The sequence below is a fragment of the Providencia sp. 2.29 genome (assembly GCF_015832305.1).
In the GTDB taxonomy this organism is placed as follows: Bacteria; Pseudomonadota; Gammaproteobacteria; order Enterobacterales; family Enterobacteriaceae; genus Providencia; species Providencia stuartii.
Genome location: NZ_CP065420.1, coordinates 2,014,065 through 2,031,748, shown reverse-complemented (window position 1 = coordinate 2,031,748; position 17,684 = coordinate 2,014,065). Strand labels below are relative to the sequence as shown.

General features: G+C 43.8%; 22 protein-coding genes. 4 read left to right on the top strand and 18 right to left on the bottom strand.

Translation table 11 applies throughout. The features are described 5' to 3' along the window. Window position 1 precedes the first annotated feature (1 nt). Genes amrS through I3B46_RS21770 form a run of 3 tightly spaced genes read left to right on the top strand, consistent with a single transcriptional unit; the run spans window position 2 to window position 2,672 of the window. The gene (gene amrS, locus I3B46_RS09195; RefSeq protein ID WP_014656168.1) at window positions 2-1,420 is read left to right on the top strand and encodes an AmmeMemoRadiSam system radical SAM enzyme; all 1,419 of its coding nucleotides are present in this window, start codon (window positions 2-4) and stop codon (window positions 1,418-1,420) included. A 1-nt stretch (window position 1,421) separates the two neighbouring features. Further along, on the top strand, window positions 1,422-1,901 hold the full coding sequence (locus tag I3B46_RS21775) for a hypothetical protein (protein ID WP_231405915.1): 480 nt from the start codon (window positions 1,422-1,424) through the stop codon (window positions 1,899-1,901). Window positions 1,902-1,910: 9 nt separating this feature from the next. Further along, entirely contained in the window at window positions 1,911-2,672 is a 762-nt protein-coding gene (locus tag I3B46_RS21770; RefSeq protein ID WP_231405914.1) for a hypothetical protein, read from the top strand. A gap of 339 nt (window positions 2,673-3,011) precedes the next feature. On the opposite strand, the gene nagZ is transcribed toward I3B46_RS21770, so the two are convergent. The 18 genes from nagZ to yceD form a co-directional block, all read right to left on the bottom strand. Next, window positions 3,012-4,031 (bottom strand): beta-N-acetylhexosaminidase, encoded by a 1,020-nt coding sequence (gene nagZ / locus I3B46_RS09185; protein ID WP_004920819.1) that lies wholly within the window; start codon window positions 4,029-4,031, stop codon window positions 3,012-3,014. A gap of 63 nt (window positions 4,032-4,094) precedes the next feature. Beyond that, window positions 4,095-4,955: a phosphotransferase gene (locus I3B46_RS09180; RefSeq protein ID WP_104873545.1), complete on the bottom strand. Its 861-nt coding sequence runs from the start codon at window positions 4,953-4,955 to the stop codon at window positions 4,095-4,097. Next, entirely contained in the window at window positions 4,945-5,529 is a 585-nt protein-coding gene (gene lpoB, locus I3B46_RS09175; protein ID WP_104873546.1) for a penicillin-binding protein activator LpoB, read from the bottom strand. The genes I3B46_RS09180 and lpoB overlap by 11 nt, the downstream gene beginning before the upstream one ends. After that, window positions 5,529-5,945, bottom strand: coding sequence for a YcfL family protein (locus I3B46_RS09170; RefSeq protein ID WP_014656171.1), 417 nt, complete (start codon window positions 5,943-5,945; stop codon window positions 5,529-5,531). The genes lpoB and I3B46_RS09170 overlap by 1 nt, the downstream gene beginning before the upstream one ends. 9 nt (window positions 5,946-5,954) lie before the next feature. After that, window positions 5,955-6,305 (bottom strand): purine nucleoside phosphoramidase, encoded by a 351-nt coding sequence (hinT, locus tag I3B46_RS09165; RefSeq protein ID WP_004920823.1) that lies wholly within the window; start codon window positions 6,303-6,305, stop codon window positions 5,955-5,957. Window positions 6,306-6,333: 28 nt separating this feature from the next. Further along, window positions 6,334-7,125 carry a metal-dependent hydrolase gene (locus I3B46_RS09160; protein ID WP_014656172.1) on the bottom strand — a complete coding sequence of 264 codons (792 nt, stop codon included), beginning with the start codon at window positions 7,123-7,125 and terminating at the stop codon, window positions 6,334-6,336. Window positions 7,126-7,138: 13 nt separating this feature from the next. After that, window positions 7,139-8,131: a DNA polymerase III subunit delta' gene (holB, locus tag I3B46_RS09155; protein WP_014656173.1), complete on the bottom strand. Its 993-nt coding sequence runs from the start codon at window positions 8,129-8,131 to the stop codon at window positions 7,139-7,141. A 9-nt stretch (window positions 8,132-8,140) separates the two neighbouring features. Continuing rightward, window positions 8,141-8,767: a dTMP kinase gene (gene tmk, locus I3B46_RS09150; RefSeq protein ID WP_014656174.1), complete on the bottom strand. Its 627-nt coding sequence runs from the start codon at window positions 8,765-8,767 to the stop codon at window positions 8,141-8,143. A 1-nt stretch (window position 8,768) separates the two neighbouring features. Then, a complete protein-coding gene (gene mltG / locus I3B46_RS09145; RefSeq protein WP_004920827.1) occupies window positions 8,769-9,797 on the bottom strand; it encodes an endolytic transglycosylase MltG in 1,029 nt (342 codons plus the stop codon). An 18-nt stretch (window positions 9,798-9,815) separates the two neighbouring features. After that, window positions 9,816-10,646, bottom strand: coding sequence for an aminodeoxychorismate lyase (gene pabC, locus I3B46_RS09140; protein ID WP_014656176.1), 831 nt, complete (start codon window positions 10,644-10,646; stop codon window positions 9,816-9,818). Between the two features lie 160 nt (window positions 10,647-10,806). After that, window positions 10,807-12,057: a beta-ketoacyl-ACP synthase II gene (gene fabF, locus I3B46_RS09135; protein ID WP_014656177.1), complete on the bottom strand. Its 1,251-nt coding sequence runs from the start codon at window positions 12,055-12,057 to the stop codon at window positions 10,807-10,809. Window positions 12,058-12,137: 80 nt separating this feature from the next. Beyond that, window positions 12,138-12,374, bottom strand: coding sequence for an acyl carrier protein (gene acpP, locus I3B46_RS09130; RefSeq protein ID WP_004920830.1), 237 nt, complete (start codon window positions 12,372-12,374; stop codon window positions 12,138-12,140). A 155-nt stretch (window positions 12,375-12,529) separates the two neighbouring features. Next, on the bottom strand, window positions 12,530-13,264 hold the full coding sequence (gene fabG, locus I3B46_RS09125) for a 3-oxoacyl-ACP reductase FabG (protein WP_004920831.1): 735 nt from the start codon (window positions 13,262-13,264) through the stop codon (window positions 12,530-12,532). A 7-nt stretch (window positions 13,265-13,271) separates the two neighbouring features. Then, window positions 13,272-14,204, bottom strand: a complete 933-nt coding sequence (fabD, locus tag I3B46_RS09120; protein ID WP_004920832.1) for an ACP S-malonyltransferase — start codon at window positions 14,202-14,204, stop codon at window positions 13,272-13,274. An 18-nt stretch (window positions 14,205-14,222) separates the two neighbouring features. Beyond that, window positions 14,223-15,173: a beta-ketoacyl-ACP synthase III gene (locus tag I3B46_RS09115; protein ID WP_004920833.1), complete on the bottom strand. Its 951-nt coding sequence runs from the start codon at window positions 15,171-15,173 to the stop codon at window positions 14,223-14,225. Between the two features lie 3 nt (window positions 15,174-15,176). Then, on the bottom strand, window positions 15,177-16,223 hold the full coding sequence (gene plsX / locus I3B46_RS09110) for a phosphate acyltransferase PlsX (protein WP_014656180.1): 1,047 nt from the start codon (window positions 16,221-16,223) through the stop codon (window positions 15,177-15,179). Window positions 16,224-16,246: 23 nt separating this feature from the next. Then, window positions 16,247-16,417 carry a 50S ribosomal protein L32 gene (gene rpmF / locus I3B46_RS09105; RefSeq protein WP_004920835.1) on the bottom strand — a complete coding sequence of 57 codons (171 nt, stop codon included), beginning with the start codon at window positions 16,415-16,417 and terminating at the stop codon, window positions 16,247-16,249. Between the two features lie 12 nt (window positions 16,418-16,429). After that, the gene (yceD, locus tag I3B46_RS09100; protein ID WP_004920836.1) at window positions 16,430-16,954 is read right to left on the bottom strand and encodes a 23S rRNA accumulation protein YceD; all 525 of its coding nucleotides are present in this window, start codon (window positions 16,952-16,954) and stop codon (window positions 16,430-16,432) included. A 143-nt stretch (window positions 16,955-17,097) separates the two neighbouring features. Here yceD and I3B46_RS09095 point away from each other — a divergent pair, with 143 nt between their 5' ends. Next, complete coding sequence (locus I3B46_RS09095) at window positions 17,098-17,682, top strand: Maf family protein (RefSeq protein WP_004920837.1); 585 nt, start codon at window positions 17,098-17,100, stop codon at window positions 17,680-17,682. The last annotated feature ends 2 nt before the right edge of the window (window positions 17,683-17,684 follow it).

The following is a 17,684-nucleotide window of genomic DNA, read 5'->3' as shown; positions in this document are numbered from 1 at the left end:
AATGGCAATCTTGAAGCAATGGCAGCAAACTAGTCATCCTGCTCGCCTTTGGCACCCGATTTCTAATTCACGTATTCAATGTGAATTATGCCCTCGAGCCTGTAAAATTAACCTAGGTCGAGTCGGGACTTGTAAAGTCCGTCGCAATGAAAATGGTCGCCTAGTGACGCTTAACTACGGCAAATCCGTTCCTATGACACAAGAGTCCATTGAAACCGAAGCCGTTTATCATTACGCTCCCGGTGAACGCATTCTTTCTTTAGGCAATATTGGTTGTATGCTGCGTTGTGACTTTTGCCAAAACTGGACAACGAGTCAAGCCCGCTATGTTCAAGACAGCCATGTGGCATATTATCGCCCAGAAGATGTGGTGAATTATGCCTTAAAACACAATATTCGTGTTCTTTCTTGGACTTATAACGATCCGGTTGTTTGGCACGAGTTTGTCATGGATACCGCGAAACTGGCACGTGAAAAAGGCTTAAAAAATCTCTATAAAAGCGCATTTTATATCAGTGAAAAAGGGATTGATGAATTACTCACCGTCATGGATATTTTTAGTATTTCATTAAAATCAATGCAGGATAGCTTTTATCGCAAACACACAGGTGGTCGCCTTCAACCTATCCTTGATGGGATCAAACAAGTTTATGATGCTCGAAAATCAGGTAATTACCCACATTTAGAAATCTCCAATCTGTGTGTAACAGGCCGCAATGACACATTAGAAGAGGCTAAAAAAGTCTCTGATTGGATGCTAACCCATCTTGATGCTGAAATCCCGCTACACTATGTACGTTTTCATCCCGACTACCAATATACTCATGTCGAGCGCACCGCTATCCCACTCCTTGAACAAGCACGTTTGCAAGCGCTCAATGATGGAATGCGTTATGTTTATGTCGGTAATGTATTCGATACGCAAAGCGCCAATACCTACTGCCCTGAATGCCAAACACTGTTAGTAAAACGTAGTGGACTCATTGCAGAACCTTATATGGATAAAGGCTATTGCCCTCGTTGTCATTTCCATCCTCCAATTATTTTACCATGGGAAGATGCGAACACCGATAAAACAGTCTTGAGCATACCAGATGGGTTACATTGTATTACCCACATGTTCCGCGGCCCAGTTCAAGCCTGCCATATTGAGCAACAGCATGAATCGGATATTTATTACCAATTTGTCTCAAAAGACGGCACTCCTGTTAGCGATATCAATATGAATAACTGCGGTCGTTTTATGCTTTCTAAAAGTAACCCTAACGCGGAAGGTATTCGCCTCTATCATCATTTAAATGAACCTTGCCAACTATTTGAAGTTTATGACCGTGCCCATTTTCCTGTCACGGAAGCAGAGAAAACCCACCTTGGTAGTGAAAATGTGCCGGTGACTTTTATACCATTAAAGGGGCGCTAATATGCCGTTAAATCGTGGATGGTCATATCTACGCGCACAATCCATCGCCACGCAGCTACGTCGTGCCAAACTCAATGATAAAAGCCCTAATTTACCCATTATTTATCTACCGGGTATTTTAGGCAGTAAACTGTTTGATAGATCCAAACAAGCATTTATCTGGGGGGATTATCGTGGCGTTTTCACGAAAAGCGATTATGAGTATCAGGCTCCTTCTCCCGATACCCCTTGTAATATCTTAGCCACAGAGCAACTGCATGAATTCACGATTGTTCCTAAGCTCATCACAACATTGGTCACACAGGAGCTGAAAGATGTTTTGCACGTTGGTTTAGGTTATCGAGAAGGCCAAGACCTCTTCTTTTTAGCCCATGATTGGCGAGCGGATCACCGAGAGCTTGTTACAATATTAGATGCCGAGATTAACCGCATAAAGACCCTTTTTGGTGACAAACAAAAATGTATTATCATTGCGCAATAGGCATCTAATTTGGCTGTACGCTACTGGTTGCGTCAAACCAGTGAAGAGAATCGGCAGCTTATTGCCAAATGGTATGCTTTCGGCCCGCCATGGGAAGGAACGTTTCATGCGTGGTCAATGATGGAAACTGGCTATTACGCCGGTAGTCGCTATTTTTATGGCTTTTCTCCCGATGATATTGCCGGATACCCGAGTGCTTACCAGTTACTTCCTGCTAATCCAACCGTTATCGATCATCATGGCAAAGCCATTGAACCGTTTGATATCTATGATGCCGACTGCTGGCAGCGGTTACGTATCGGCCCATACAAAACCTCCATCGTTTCAGAGCAATGCCAACGTGTACGCGATAATCTAGCAAGTTACTTACACAGTGCGAAAACATTTAACCATGCAGTTTCTGGTGTATGCCCTCATGAGCAGTCTGTTCCACAGGTTTGGTATCTGAGTGATAACAATACCGCTTTAACCGCTGCAATCTGGGCGCGTGATCGCTGGTATCTGAAAGCCAAAGAGATAAAACGAGATTTTGCCCATTTAGCTGATAAGACGTTAGCTAAAGGCGATGACCATTTACCACTTGCAGGCTTACTTAAACATCGTTGTGGGCCTATTGTCCGTGATAATTATCAACAGCCTTGGGGGGAAAGTTTTGTCTTTATCAGCCAAGCATCTACTCACCGTGCATTGATTAATCATACGCCGAATTTACGCAGTCTTGCTTTTGATATTGCCACCACAAGGCGATTACATAGAGATAAAGCGGCATAGCCTTGCCCCTGTGGCTCCTCCCCCAATTGAACGTTCCCATAAAATTGACCGTGAATTAAGCGGTCTTCAAGCACTGAGTTCTGTATTCAACAGGGCTTAGTCCTTTTCATTTAACCTTGCATCTTTCATAGTGATAATCATAGATACCTTCATTCACGACTCCCCTGTTTAACAATCGAGTTAAACTTTTTGCCGCAAAAACCTTCAAGCTTAAGTAATTTAAAACTGACGTTTTAAGGACTGTTTTACCATAGAAAAAGCCCCTTCAAGTGAGACTAAAAGCATCCAACTTTTGGGGGCTGTTCAGTTTACGGCTTTTTTACTAACGGCCGGTAATAATTAACGCTGTTCTTGCCATTTACGATGCAGTTCTACCAGTTTATTGTGGCTCTCTTGCCAGCGTTGTGCGCCTTGTAAGTCTTTCAAGCTATATTGTCGACCACTATGGAACAGTGATGAAGCTAGGCTCCCTTGCTGCTTTGGTAGGTTATCTAATACACTCACCGCACCATCACGGTTGTTGCAAACCAACACCATATCACAACCGGCTGACAACGAAGCGGCTGCACGCTCTGGATAGCTTCCCATGATAGCCGCCCCTTCCATCGACAAATCATCAGAGAAGATCACACCATTGAAGCCCAACTGCTCACGTAAAATCGATTTGAGCCAGAATGGTGAGCCACTTGCAGGGCGGTCGTCTGCTTGTGTATAAATGACATGTGCAGGCATCACGGCATCAAGCAAATCGCGCTGAATAAAGTCTCTGAAGATTGACATATCTTTTTTACGAATAGTTTCAAGGTCGCGGTCATCACGAGGGGTTTCTTTATGAGAATCCGCTTTCACTGCCCCATGCCCAGGAAAATGCTTCCCTGTCGTTTTCATCCCCGCACTACGCATACCTTTAATAAACCGTTCCGCCATGATCATGGCAATTTCAGGATCTTCATGGAACGAGCGCTCGCCAATCGCAATACTTTGATGCCCAAGATCTAGCACCGGCGCGAAACTAATATCGATATCCATAGCAATCATTTCAGATGCCATTAACCAACCAGCTTCCTCCGCTAATTTTGCCCCTTCAGATTGGCTATTAAGTGCTGCAAATGCTTGAGCGGAAGGTAATGCCGTAAAGCCATCACGAAAACGTTGCACTCGCCCGCCTTCCTGATCAACCGCTATCAATAAGCGATGACGGGATGCATCACGAATTTGGCGAACTAACTCCCTTAATTGTGCTGCATCATGAAAATTACGGGTAAATAAAATTAACCCGCCCACCAGCGGATGTGCCAGTATTTCACGCTCTTCACTGTCCAGCTCATAGCCCTGAACGTCTAGCATTATCGGACCCATACATGCCTCACTATTTAAAACGGTTTTACGATTTTTGCTCGCACTTGCGTTATACGAATTTAATTAACTAGGCAAACTAAAGTATTGCCTTAATGACCTTGAGTGTAACAAAAAATCATTATTTTGACTTTGGTTCCATTGCACTTCATACCACATTAACATCATATATTTGACCCATGGCGTCCATAGCCGGCATTGGTGAGCCAAGCGTTCAACATCGCCATAAGCATGGTATTTATTGCAATACTCTGATAAGAAAAAATCACGTTGTGTGGTATTCAATTGGTTCGCTTGAAAATAGGTTTCCAATGACAATCCAATATCGGTATTTGCCGAATACTCCCAATCCAATAAAGCCAGTTGACCACTCTCAGTACAGACAATATTGCCTTTATGAATATCCATATGGGCGGGGGCTAACTTTAGAACCCTTGGCATAGGTGCGGATAAAAAATGTTGGTGCCATCGATGCCACCGAGGCCCTTGGCGTTTTGGATCAACTAAATACCCGTAATGGGCAATTTCTTGCCTAAGCTGTAGACGATAAGTGAGTAAGGGTTGAGTATGTAATTTAGCAATTGTTGCCGCTAATAAAGATTGAAATGTTGGTGTTAAAAATTGAGTATCACTGGGTTGCTGACCATCACACCATGATAGTAATAACCAATCTGAATTTCTTGCTAACACTTTGGGCGCTTGGCCAAAGTGTTGTAATTGATGTAATACCCGCGCCTCTTTGCGTCTATTCACGAATAGAGCCGTTTGCGCCTGACTTTGAGCACGCGCAATCAGATTGAGAGTATGTGACCGTAAGTGATAGGTTCCCCCTGAAAGCCCTGCTAATGGGGTTACTTCCCACGTTTTAACGTTAATATTTGGGAAGCAACCTGCCAGCAGTGCCAATAATGCACTGTCATTGCTCAATATCGTTTTTTCCTGACCAAAGGATCTCACCGCTTTGCACTGCCATCAGCTGCATTTCGATATCGCGTTGGTCGTTAGAGCCTGAAATCACGCTATACAATACATAATCAGCTTGTACGTAACGCCCTAAGCCAATCGCTTTACTGCGTGTAACAAGGCTATCGTCTTGCGATAAACCTAACGTTCTACGCGCGGCATTGACCACATCTTGTGGTACGACTTTAAAGCGATGACTGTCATCAACCGCTTTTACGATGGCTGAGGTCACATTTTGTACAGAAAATGAACCTGTCGTATTGTTTTTAACTGAATCCACCAACAGAACTTTGCCGCTCTCAACACCATTTGCCCCTGTCATCTGTCCGACTAAAGGCGAGACAGCAGCAGACCAATCTGTGGTTTTTTGCTTAGGTGGTGTAGGCACCTTATCGATTGGTGGTGGAGTTGTAGGCTCAGTGGGTTCAGTTGGCTCTACAGGGACAACTGGCGGAGGCATTTTAGGCCTATCCTGCTGAAAAGAAGGACATCCTGCCAGCATCATCGCTGCCGCTGCAACGAACAAGATCCGTTTCATTATTTGTCTCCAAGCATTTGCGGTAAAAATACATAAACACGTACATTACGCGCGAGTGATGATGTACTTTCAGCATTAACACTAATCACTGAATTTGCAGGTATCATCTGCTGCAAATCATGGGTTGTTGCGATTTTCAATCCTTTATCGTCGTACCAATAGAGACGGTACATGACAGTCATCGGATTTGGCTGGCTATTGCTCATATTGATCTTAGCCACCGTCGCATAGTTCTCAACGCTGACTACAGGTTGCTCTACAATGATACCTTGCGCAAGAACCGCAGGCTCCATAATCACTCGTTGTTGATCATTGAATACTAACCCATCACGCTTACCCCATGAGCAAGCGCTCAGCGCAAATACCACAGCACTGAGTGTTAATATACGTATCAATGTTCCCCAAATCTTTTTCACATCATTACCTTATTTTGCCAGCAATGGTCCAAGAGGACGACCGCCAACAAGGTGCATATGAATATGAAACACTTCCTGCCCGGAGTGTTCATTACAGTTCATGATCAAACGGTAACCGCTTTCAGCAATCCCTTCTTGTTTGGCAATTTTTGCTGCAACGGTAAATAAGCGCCCCAATGCCAGTTCATCTTCCGCAGTCACATCATTCACTGTTGGGATGAGTTTATTGGGAATAATCAGGATATGTGAGGGAGTTTGTGGCGAAATATCACGAAATGCGGTAACCAGTTCATCCTGATAAACGATATCTGCCGGGATTTCACGTCGAATGATCTTACTGAAAATAGTTTCTTCTGCCATTGCGAATTCCTTTAATATTGACTAATTATTACGCTTTATTCTCGCCGACATTCAAATGAAATAGGCGGTTAAAGTTTTCAGTGGTAATACGTGCCATTTCTTCAGGGCTAACCCCTTTTAATACTGCCATATACTCTGCCACATCCCGCACATAAGCAGGTTGGTTCTCCTTCCCACGATGCGGCACGGGGGCTAAATAAGGTGAATCCGTTTCTACTAAGATCCTATCTAATGGAACAACCCTTGCGGCTTCACGAATTTGCTCTGCATTGCGGAAGGTAACTATCCCTGAAAAAGAGATATACATACCAAGATCTAGCAATTCCATGGCTGTCTGTTTATCTTCCGTAAAGCAGTGCAAAACACCGCCACAATCCATCACTTGTTCTTCACGTAAAATAGTCAGTGTATCTTCTCGCGCATCCCGCGTGTGAACTATCACAGGTTTATTAACCTGACGACCAATACGAATATGTTGACGGAAAGACGCTTGCTGAAGTGCTGCATTTTCTTTCTGATAATAATAGTCTAGCCCTGTTTCCCCTAACGCGACCACTTCTTCACCAGCAGCTAATTGCGCTAAGCGCTCAAAATCATACCCTTCATCCAAATTAAGTGGATGAATACCGCAAGAAAATGCCACATTAGCACGCTTGCCAATCATGGTTTTCATGTTATCAAAACCATGTAACGTTGTGGCAACCGCTAACATAAATCCGACATCGCGTTGCGACGCCTTTGCGATCACATCATCGACGCTTGTATGTAATTTTTCATAATCAAGGCAATCGAGATGGCAGTGTGAATCAACTACAAACATATTTCACTCTTTTTTATGGTGTTGGGGTAACAATTAATGCTTCCCATTGTAATAATTGATTTGTCAAAAGTAACTCTTGATTCAGTGCGGGCACTGTCATCAATTGGTGGCGGCAATTTTGCCAAGCCTCATAAACTTCAAACAATTGTGTATTTGTCATTCGTGATGCAAGTACGCTCACAAGTGGCAATTGGTCTTGATTTAAACAAAATTGGGCTGCATGTTGTTGCAGTTTCATGCTATCGGCTAATAGTCCGAGCAGCCACCCCATCGACTCAATCGCCTTATCATGATGAATCGCAGGTAATAACGACAACATATCATTATGTTGTATCCCATGAGCGAGTTTCTGGCATAGCACACTACGCTGTTGCCAATGCTCAGGTTGCAACAATGACATCGCCGCGACTGGAGCCCCTTGGCACAACTTTAACGCGGTCAATGCGTCGTTATAGTTGACGCCAACGATTTGCTTTTGTAACCAATACCACGCAATTTGCGATTCAGGTGGTGATAAAAAGGTATATAAGCAACGGCTTCGTAGCGTCGCTAATAGATTTTCACGTTTCTCGCAACCTAATAAAAAATAGGTCTGCTTTGTTGGCTCTTCCAAGGTTTTTAAGAGCGCGTTGGCCGCTGCATCGGTCAATGCTTCTGTTCGAGGAATATAGGCGACTTTAGCCCCATTTTGCTGTGCATGACTACTTAAGGTCTCTGTCAGTTTCCTTACCGCTTCCACGCTAACCGTTGTTTTGCCCTTCTCTGGCTCTAAAACATGGTAATCAGGGTGCGTTCCTGCCAACATCAATTGGCAGCTATGGCATTGCCCACAGCTTTTTAGCCCGTCTGTATTTTGGCAAATTAACCAGCGACTAATACCATAGCATAATGCTTCCACTCCGTTACCCGGTAGTGAATGCAATAACAATGCGTGGTGCCCACGACCTTGCTGGTAGGAGGTAATTAGTTGACGATACGTTTCATTCAACCAAGGGTACCAATTCATTGTATCACCTTATTTTGCCAACCATTGCTGCAAAGCTTGGCGAATATCATGTTGAACTTGTTCAATATTCTGGCTTGCATCAATCGTTAAAATAGTCTCATCGGAGGCCGCTAACTCACGATAACGTGCACGAGTGCGTTCAAAAAATGCCAGAGACTCTTGCTCAATTCGGTCTAGCTCACCACGAGCGCGCGCACGCTGTAACCCTAATGCTGGAGGTAGGTCCAAATACAGTGTTAACGCTGGTTTAAATTCCCCCAAAACCAGATCACGCAATGACTGCATAAGTTGGCGATCAATACCACGTCCGCCCCCTTGATAGGCCTGTGAAGATAAATCATGCCTATCACCAACAACCCATTTACCCGCCGCTAAGGCTGGCTTAATGACGTTTTCAACCAGTTGGACACGTGCGGCATACAGCATCAAAAGCTCGGCTTTATCAGTGACTTTTTCCCCGCTGATCCCCTGTTTAATGAGTTCACGTAGCTTTTCTGCTAATGGGGTTCCCCCTGGCTCTCGGGTAAAGGCAATGTCTTGGATCCCTGCCTGATTTAATGTTTCAACAACGGTTTTAATCGCAGTGGTTTTACCTGCCCCTTCTAACCCTTCAATAACGATATAGGCGTTTTTCATCTTACTTATCATTCTGTTTTTCAATTTTTCGATACACTTTGACGGCTCGATTATGGTCATTAAGGCTACTACTGAATGTGTGCCCACCTGTACCATCTGCAACAAAGTATAAATAGTTCGTTTTCGCAGGGTGTGCCGCGGCTTTAATTGATGCAAGACTTGGCATTGCTATCGGCGTTGGCGGTAACCCATCAATGCGATAGGTGTTATATGGTGTATAGTTGTCTAAGTCGCTACGATAAATTTTCCCGCGATACTTATCGCCTAAACCATAGATAACTGTAGGATCTGTTTGTAACCGCATATTTTTCTGCAAACGATTCACAAATACCGACGCCACTTGGTTTCTTTCACTGTCAATACCCGTCTCTTTTTCGATGATTGAAGCCATGATTAGCATCTCATACGCGTTTTTGTAAGGTAGATCTTTATCTCTCCCTTGCCAAACTTCATCGACATTTTTTTTCATTTGTTGGTGAGCGCGTTTTAATATATCAATATCACGCGTTCCCGCCGTATACAGATAGGTATCCGGATATAGCCAGCCTTCAAGGGTGGTCGTTCCATCAAAACCAATTAGCGCGTATAACTCTTCTTGTGTTTTCCCTTCCGCCTCATGTTTTAAGTAAGGCGCATCACGTAAGATATTTGTCCAATCAGAGAGTCGGTTACCTTCGACAAAACGAATGGAAAACTGTGCCTCTTTGCCACTGGAAATTAATGCTAACATCTGCGCGATATCCATATTTGGCTGGAGGCGGTAAGTCCCAGCCTTCATTTTAGCTAACTCTGGGCGCAATTTTAGTAACCATTGAAATTTGTTACTTTGATTAATCACTTTTTCGTCTACCAGCAATGCTTCAAGCGCAACGCGGCCTGTTCCAGCAGGAACCGTAAAAACTTTCTCTTGTGTTAGATTTAGCGGCTCTTTTGCATAGTTCAAAACCTGTTGATACATCACATAGGCACTTACGCCTATTACCAACAGAATAACGACAATTGCGATAGAGATTTTTTTAGCGAGTTTCATTCATTAACCATTCAGTGACTAAAGTTGGCAACGTAAAAACAAATATTCAAACAGTTCCCTTGATGAATATTGCCATTGAGGTTTATTGTTACCCAAGGTGATCGTAGCAACCGGCAGTATTGGCATCAACGTATTACAAATAAACACTTCATCACAGTTCCCCAATACATCGGGAAAACGTTCAACCTCCCGAAGATGGTACTGACTAGCAGCTAAAAGCGCTATGATCTTTTGTCTCATTAATCCATTTACGCCAGAAAATGCTAAATTTGGCGTAAATACCGTATCGCCTTTGCGCCAAAAAATATTGGCACTGCAACATTCAATTAAAATACCATCAGAATCAACAACTAAAGCCTCATCAACCTGAGCTTCATCAATTTCTTGGCGTATTAACACCTGCTCAAGGCGATTAAGGTGTTTGATCCCTGCTAAATAGGGATTTTTACTCGTTGGAATACGGCTTAATATCAGTTGGATACCTGATTTCTGCAACGCTTGGTAATGTTGTGGAAAAGGCGCGATAGACATTATTACCGTTGGCTGATTAAACCCTAAAGTGCTATAGCCTCTGCCCCCCGTGCCTCGGCTAATAATCACTTTAACAACGAATTCATCATCATTATGCTGTTGGCAAATCGCGTGGATCTGCTTCTCTAACATTTGCCAATCTGGTTGGGGTAATTTAAGGCGAGAACTATCCTGCATGAGACGCCTAATATGCATATCAAGCATTTTTGGTTGATGATTAAACACATGGATCGTGGTGAAGCAGCCATCACCAAATTGCACAGCCCGATCAGTCACGTCAATATGACGGCACTCAACTCCATTAACCCAGTATAGCATTGATAATTCTTATAATAATGGCTGATAAATCAGTCAGTAACAGGATATTAACTATCATAAACTAAACTGACATAGACTGCAAAACGACACTAAAAATAAAGCCCCAGTATTGTGAACACTGAGGCTTTTACCCTTTACAACGTAAAGTAATACGTCTGGGTTACTCTTCGTGATAGCGACGGAAAATTAATGAACCGTTTGTACCACCAAAACCAAATGAGTTGCACAGAGCATATTCCATATTTTCTACTTTTCTTGCTTTGCCTGGAACAAAATCCAGTTTGCAAGCTTCATCTGGGTTTTCCAGATTGATCGTAGGCGGAACGATTTGCTCTGTCAGTGAAAGGATCGTAAAGATAGACTCAATGGCACCAGCGGCACCTAATAGATGACCTGTCATCGATTTTGTTGAGCTAACTAATACGTCGGTTCCTTCACCAAAGACCGAAATAACCGCTTGCGCTTCCGCTAAGTCACCTGCTGGTGTTGAAGTACCGTGAGCATTGATATAGCCCACTGCGTTAGCTTCAATACCTGCATCATGCAGAGCATTTGCCATCGCCAGAGCAGCACCTTCACCATTTTCAGGCGGTGATGTCATATGATAAGCATCACTGCTCATGCCGAAACCAGCAACTTCAGCGTAAATTTTTGCGCCGCGAGCTTTAGCATGTTCATATTCTTCAAGTACGATAATACCCGCACCGTCACCCAGTACAAAGCCATCACGGTCTTTATCCCATGGGCGGCTAGCCGCTTGCGGATCATCATTACGCGTAGAAAGAGCCCGTGCTGCGCCAAAACCTGCAACACCCAATGGCGTTGTCGCTTTTTCAGCGCCACCAGCAATCATTACATCAGCATCACCATAAGCAATCATACGTGCGGCATGACCGATATTGTGAACACCTGAAGTACAGGCTGTGGCAATCGAAATACTTGGGCCACGGAAACCGTAAATAATGCTTAAATGACCTGCGACCATATTAATGATCGTAGAAGGAACGAAGAATGGGCTAACTTTACGAGGACCGCCATTTTGTAATGCTTCACAGTTCTCTTGAATTAGGCCTAGACCACCAATACCAGAACCAATCGCTAACCCTATACGAGTAGCATTGGCTTCTGTTACTTCCAGCCCGGAATCTTTGATAGCTTGATTACCAGCAGCAATTCCATACTGAATGAAAGGGTCCATCTTCCGTGCATCTTTGCGGGAGATACCATAATCTTCGTAATTGAAATCTTTAACTACGCCAGCAAATTTAGTTGCGTGGTTGGTAGTATCAAAATGTTCGATAAGGCTGATACCACTCTGTCCGTCACAAACAGCTTTCCATGATGATTCAACTGTGTTGCCGACAGGAGATAACATGCCCAGTCCGGTTACGACTACACGACGCTTAGACACGTAAATCCTCCAAGGAGGGAAAAAAAGTTATCAAAGAAACATAGGCGGTCGAGTGACCGCCTAGACAAGTTTTAAAACAATTAGTTAGATGCGTTCTCGACGTAATCAATCGCAGCCTGCACTGTTGTGATCTTTTCAGCTTCTTCGTCAGGGATTTCGATATCGAACTCTTCTTCCAGAGCCATAACCAGCTCAACTGTGTCAAGAGAATCAGCGCCCAAGTCATCAACAAACGAAGCTGTTGTTACAACTTCTTCCTCTTTAACACCTAGTTGCTCAACGATGATTTTCTTAACGCGTTCTTCGATAGTGCTCATACTATTAAAATTCCTATCAAAACTCGCTTTCGCGATGGTTTTCGTAGTTTATAAAATACAGGAAAAGATACAACCCAATCCCGGCTGTTGAAACCTAAATTTTGCATTATTTTGCGCTAATTAACACTAATAATGCAAATGGTTCCATCATTTCTTTAGATCATGTACATGCCGCCATTGACATGTAATGTTTCACCTGTGATGTAACCAGCTTCATCAGAAGCTAAAAACGCTACAGCACTGGCAATTTCTTGTGCATCACCAAGCCTGTCGGCAGGAACTTGAGATAAAATGCCTGCACGCTGCTCATCTGTCAATGCCTTGGTCATATCAGTTTCAATAAAACCAGGTGCAACGACATTAACGGTAATGCCACGGGAAGCGACTTCGCGTGCTAATGATTTGCTAAAACCAATTAGCCCAGCTTTCGCTGCTGCATAGTTCGCTTGACCCGCATTTCCCATCACACCTACAACAGATGCGATTGAAATAATACGTCCACAACGTTTTTTCATCATGGCGCGTAATACGGCTTTTGATAAACGGTAAACGGATGAGAGGTTAGTGTCAATAATATCTTGCCACTCATCATCTTTCATACGCATCAAAAGGTTATCACGTGTGATACCTGCATTGTTGACCAGTATATCAATTTCGCCAAATTGTTGACGAATATTATTCAAGGTTTCGTCAATTGATGCAGGGTCTGTCACATTAAGAGCAAAACCTTTGCCTTTTCCATCTAAATAAGCAGAAATCGCTTCTGCTCCTTTTTCGCTGGTTGCTGTACCAATAACCGTCGCACCACGCGCAGCAAGCGTTAAAGCGATCGCTTTCCCGATACCGCGGCTAGCGCCTGTTACAAGTGCAATTTTTCCTTCAAAGCTCATATCGTCCTCAGAGGTTTTCTAATGCAGTGCCTAATGATACAGGATCATTGACTGCAACGGCAGTTAAATTAGAGACAATACGCTTGGTAAGACCAGTTAATACTTTACCCGGACCCACTTCAACAAGATGCTCAATACCTTGATTTGCCATGAATTCTACCGTCTCAGTCCAACGAACTGGATTATACAATTGACGAACCAAAGCATCACGAATATTTTCCGCTGATTGCTCAATTTTCACATCAACGTTGTTAATAACTGGGAAATTTGGTTGATTAAACGTTATTTCTTGTAACGCAACTGCTAATTTTTCAGCCGCTGGTTTCATTAACGCACAGTGTGACGGTACACTAACCGATAATGGTAATGCACGTTTTGCGCCCGCCTCTTTACATGCTGCACCAGCGCGCTCAACCGCCGCTTTTTCACCTGCAATCACCACTTGACCTGGTGAGTTAAAATTCACAGGAGAGACGACTTGGCCTTGAGCGGCATCTTGACAAGCTTTCTCGATTGATTCGTTATCTAAACCGATGATCGCATACATCGCGCCTGTTCCTTCTGGAACGGCTTCTTGCATCAATTTACCACGCAACTCAACCAGTTTAATTGCCGCTTTAAAATCAAGAACACCCGCGCACACTAAAGCTGAATATTCACCTAGGCTATGCCCTGCCATCATCGTAGGCATCGCGCCTTTTTTTTCTTGCCAAACACGGAAGATAGCGACAGATGCAGCTAACAGCGCTGGCTGGGTTTGCCATGTTTTGTTCAATTCTTCTTCTGGCCCGTTCTGAACAAGAGCCCAAAGGTCATAACCTAATGCTTCAGACGCCTCAGCGAATGTTTGTTCTACTAACGGACTTTCCGCCGCTAATGCAGACAACATACCAAGAGACTGAGATCCCTGACCGGGAAAAACCATAGCAAATTGTGTCATGTCTATTTTCTCAGTAAATTAAAAACGAACAAGTGCAGAGCCCCAAGTAAAGCCGCCGCCAAATGCTTCTAAGAGCACTAACTGACCACGTTGGATTCGACCATCACGTACCGCTTCATCAAAGGCGGTCGGCACGGATGCAGCCGAGGTGTTACCATGTTTATCTAACGTAACCACCACCTTATCCATGGCCATATCAAGTTTTTTCGCTGTTGCGGAGATGATACGCAAATTTGCTTGATGAGGAACTAACCAATCGAGTTCTTCTTTTGCGATACCGCTTTCAGCCAATGTTTCATCAACAATGTGCGCTAATTCACGCACAGCCACTTTAAAGACTTCATTGCCTGTCATGGTTAAGTAGGCTTGATCTTCTGAGCCTCGCTCACGATTCGGCAGCGCTAACAACTCGCCATAACGCCCATCGGCATGCAGATGTGTTGATATAATACCCGGCTCTTGCGATGCGCCGAGCACCATCGCGCCTGCCGCATCACCAAACAGAATAATAGTACCGCGATCATTTGGGTCTAACGTTTTTGACAGTGCATCTGCACCAATCACTAATGCTTTTTTTGCCATTCCCGTTTTAATAAACTGGTCCACGATGCTTATCGCATACGTAAAACCTGCACACGCTGCGGCAACATCAAATGCAGCGCAATCATTAATGCCTAACATTTGTTGAATTTGGCACGCTGCGCTTGGAAACGCGTGTGTTGAAGAGGTCGTTGCGACAACAATTAGCCCAATCTCACTGCTATCGACTTGCGCCATTTCAAGGGCCTTTTGTGCGGCATGAAACCCCATTGTGGCAACACTTTCATCTTCACCAGCAATTCTTCTTTCATGAATACCTGTGCGAGTTACAATCCACTCATCAGAAGTATCAACCATTTTTTCCAGATCAGCATTTGTTCTAATTTGTGTGGGTAAATAGCTGCCTGTGCCTAATATTTTACTATACATAGGTTATTGATCACTCCTGGGTAATACGATATTCAACCGAGCTGCTATTCTGTCCGGAACTTGTCTATCTACCGATTGAACAGCCCGTTCAATCGCAGCTTTAAATGCACTTTCGTTTGCAGCGCCATGACTTTTTATGACAATTCCCTTTAATCCTAACAGAGTTGCACCATTATACTGGTCGGGGTTCAACTCCCCGAAACGCTTCATCAGCCGTTTTTTAAGCCACTTTTTGGCCAATTGAATCAACCAACTAGGTTTTTTATTCTTTTTGCTTTCATCTGTTGATTTCAACAAGGAAAGTATGACGCGGATCACCCCTTCCATTGTTTTTAGCGTGACGTTACCTGCGAAGCCGTCACACACTAATACATCCGTTTTGCCAGTCAGCAACTCATTGCCCTCGACATAACCGATGTAATTTATTGCCGCGGTTTCTTTGAGAATTGCGGCGGCTTCGCGGATATTATCAAGCCCTTTACTCTCTTCTTCACCAATATTTAGTAGTGCCACTTTTGGTGAAGCAATTTTGGCCACCTCTTCAGCGACGACAGATCCCATCACAGCAAATTGCACTAGCATATCACTACTACAATTGACGTTAGCGCCTAAGTCTAGCACCACGGTTTGACCTTTTTGCTGATTAGGCAAAATGGTCATCAAAGCAGGCCGTTCGATGCCATCAATTGATTTAAGCATCAACTTAGCTAGCCCCATCAAAGCACCCGTATTACCTGCACTCACGCACGCCTGTGCCTGCCCAGTCTTCACTAACTCAAGCGCCACTCGCATGGATGTTCCTTTGCTTTGACGTATTGCCGTTGATGGTTTGGCATCATTAGCGATAACATTTTCAGCAGGAATAATTTCGACACGCGAAGTCAGCTCAACACTTTGTTGTGCGAGCAGTGGTTGAATGGCGTCAGGTTGACCGACTAGCAGTAATTTGAGTGCTGGATTAGATGCCAGAGCCTGCAATGCAGCAGGCACTGTGACGCGGGGACCAACATCCCCGCCCATAGCATCTAACGCAATGGTTAGATTAGCCAAAGTATCAACTTGTAAATCTATAATTACTTGTTGATAACCTTACGGCCACGGTAGTAACCATCTGCAGTCACATGGTGACGCAGGTGAGTTTCACCGGTAGTTTTGTCTACAGAAACTAGGGTAGCAGTCAGTGCATCATGTGAACGACGCATACCGCGTTTTGAACGAGTTGGTTTATTCTGTTGTACGGCCATTGACCTTACTCCTTAAGTACTTTTCTTTAAACTGGCTAATACGGCAAATGGGTTTGGTTTTTCCGCCTCAGGCGGTAGTTCACCAAAAACCATATCCGCTTCGGACACTTCACAGTGTTCAGAATCATGAACCGGAACCACTGGTAAGGAAAGAATTATTTCATCTTCTATCATTCCCAGCAAATCTATTTCACCAAATTCATCAATTTGAATTGGCTCATAGCCTTCCGGTAATGCTTCGGCCTTTTCGTCACTGACGACAGGACTAAAACAATACGATACGTAAACATGATGCTTGAAATCTTTTCTGCAACGCTGGCATTGTAGGGTGACATCCACATCAGAATGCCCCTCTATGACCGTCAGACGCTGATTATCAATTTTAAATGATAATTCGCTCTCAACATCGCTGTCTACACTGACTACTGATTCAGCAATACGTGTTACTTGCTCAGGTGTGTAACTCCCGACATAGTCGAGGTTTTTTTGAGCTGCACGCTGCGCATCGATAGTCAGGGGTAATTTTACCTTTTGCATAAGGCGCGCATATTAACTTTGTAATGAGCTATAGTCAAAGAAAAAGGCGGGCAAAACTCGCCTTTTCACCAAAAAATCGCCTGTTAAGCGTCAGATAGTTTAAAATGAGTTAACCCTTTTGGCTATGAGTTTCGAGAAAAAATATGAAATCGATTATTTTGGCATCAACCTCTCCCTATCGGCAGCAATTGTTAAAAAAGCTGGGATTACCCTTTTTAGCCGTAGCGCCGAATGTAGACGAAACCCCAGTGTTAAATGAATCCGCTGAGGCATTGGTCACTCGCTTAGCGCATGCTAAAGCACATGCCATCAGTGAACAGCATAAACAACATCTCATCATCGGCTCAGACCAAGTCTGTGTGATTGATGGTGAAATTGCAGGCAAACCATACAATTATGACAATGCCTTTAAACAACTGAAAAGAGCCTCAGGAAAACAAGTCACATTTTATACCGGTCTATGTTTATTAGATTCAACGACGGGAAACTACCATGTGCAGTGTGAACCCTTTAATGTCTATTTTCGTTCTTTAAGTGATAAAGAAATCGAGACTTACTTGCGCAAAGAAGAGCCTTACCAATGCGCCGGAAGTTTTAAGTCGGAAGGGTTAGGGATTGCCTTATTTGATAGGCTTGAAGGGCGTGATCCTAATACATTGATTGGGTTGCCTCTGATCCTGCTATTAGAGATGCTACGCCATCATGGCTACAATCCATTAGATAATTAACA

Excerpts from the sequence above, each read along its gene's own strand:
- I3B46_RS09115 (WP_004920833.1), bottom strand. The coding sequence starts at position 15,173 with ATGTATAGTAAAATATTAGGCACAGGCAGCTATTTACCCACACAAATT.
- tmk (WP_014656174.1), bottom strand. The coding sequence starts at position 8,767 with ATGAAAAACGCCTATATCGTTATTGAAGGGTTAGAAGGGGCAGGTAAA.
- acpP (WP_004920830.1), bottom strand. The coding sequence starts at position 12,374 with ATGAGCACTATCGAAGAACGCGTTAAGAAAATCATCGTTGAGCAACTA.
- amrS (WP_014656168.1), top strand. The coding sequence starts at position 2 with ATGGCAATCTTGAAGCAATGGCAGCAAACTAGTCATCCTGCTCGCCTT.
- I3B46_RS09160 (WP_014656172.1), bottom strand. The coding sequence starts at position 7,125 with ATGTTTGTAGTTGATTCACACTGCCATCTCGATTGCCTTGATTATGAA.
- pabC (WP_014656176.1), bottom strand. The coding sequence starts at position 10,646 with ATGCTATACTGGGTTAATGGAGTTGAGTGCCGTCATATTGACGTGACT.
- lpoB (WP_104873546.1), bottom strand. The coding sequence starts at position 5,529 with ATGAAACGGATCTTGTTCGTTGCAGCGGCAGCGATGATGCTGGCAGGA.
- rpmF (WP_004920835.1), bottom strand. The coding sequence starts at position 16,417 with ATGGCCGTACAACAGAATAAACCAACTCGTTCAAAACGCGGTATGCGT.
- I3B46_RS09095 (WP_004920837.1), top strand. The coding sequence starts at position 17,098 with ATGAAATCGATTATTTTGGCATCAACCTCTCCCTATCGGCAGCAATTG.
- mltG (WP_004920827.1), bottom strand. The coding sequence starts at position 9,797 with ATGAAACTCGCTAAAAAAATCTCTATCGCAATTGTCGTTATTCTGTTG.
- fabG (WP_004920831.1), bottom strand. The coding sequence starts at position 13,264 with ATGAGCTTTGAAGGAAAAATTGCACTTGTAACAGGCGCTAGCCGCGGT.
- fabD (WP_004920832.1), bottom strand. The coding sequence starts at position 14,204 with ATGACACAATTTGCTATGGTTTTTCCCGGTCAGGGATCTCAGTCTCTT.
- holB (WP_014656173.1), bottom strand. The coding sequence starts at position 8,131 with ATGAATTGGTACCCTTGGTTGAATGAAACGTATCGTCAACTAATTACC.
- yceD (WP_004920836.1), bottom strand. The coding sequence starts at position 16,954 with ATGCAAAAGGTAAAATTACCCCTGACTATCGATGCGCAGCGTGCAGCT.
- hinT (WP_004920823.1), bottom strand. The coding sequence starts at position 6,305 with ATGGCAGAAGAAACTATTTTCAGTAAGATCATTCGACGTGAAATCCCG.
- nagZ (WP_004920819.1), bottom strand. The coding sequence starts at position 4,031 with ATGGGTCCGATAATGCTAGACGTTCAGGGCTATGAGCTGGACAGTGAA.
- I3B46_RS21775 (WP_231405915.1), top strand. The coding sequence starts at position 1,422 with ATGCCGTTAAATCGTGGATGGTCATATCTACGCGCACAATCCATCGCC.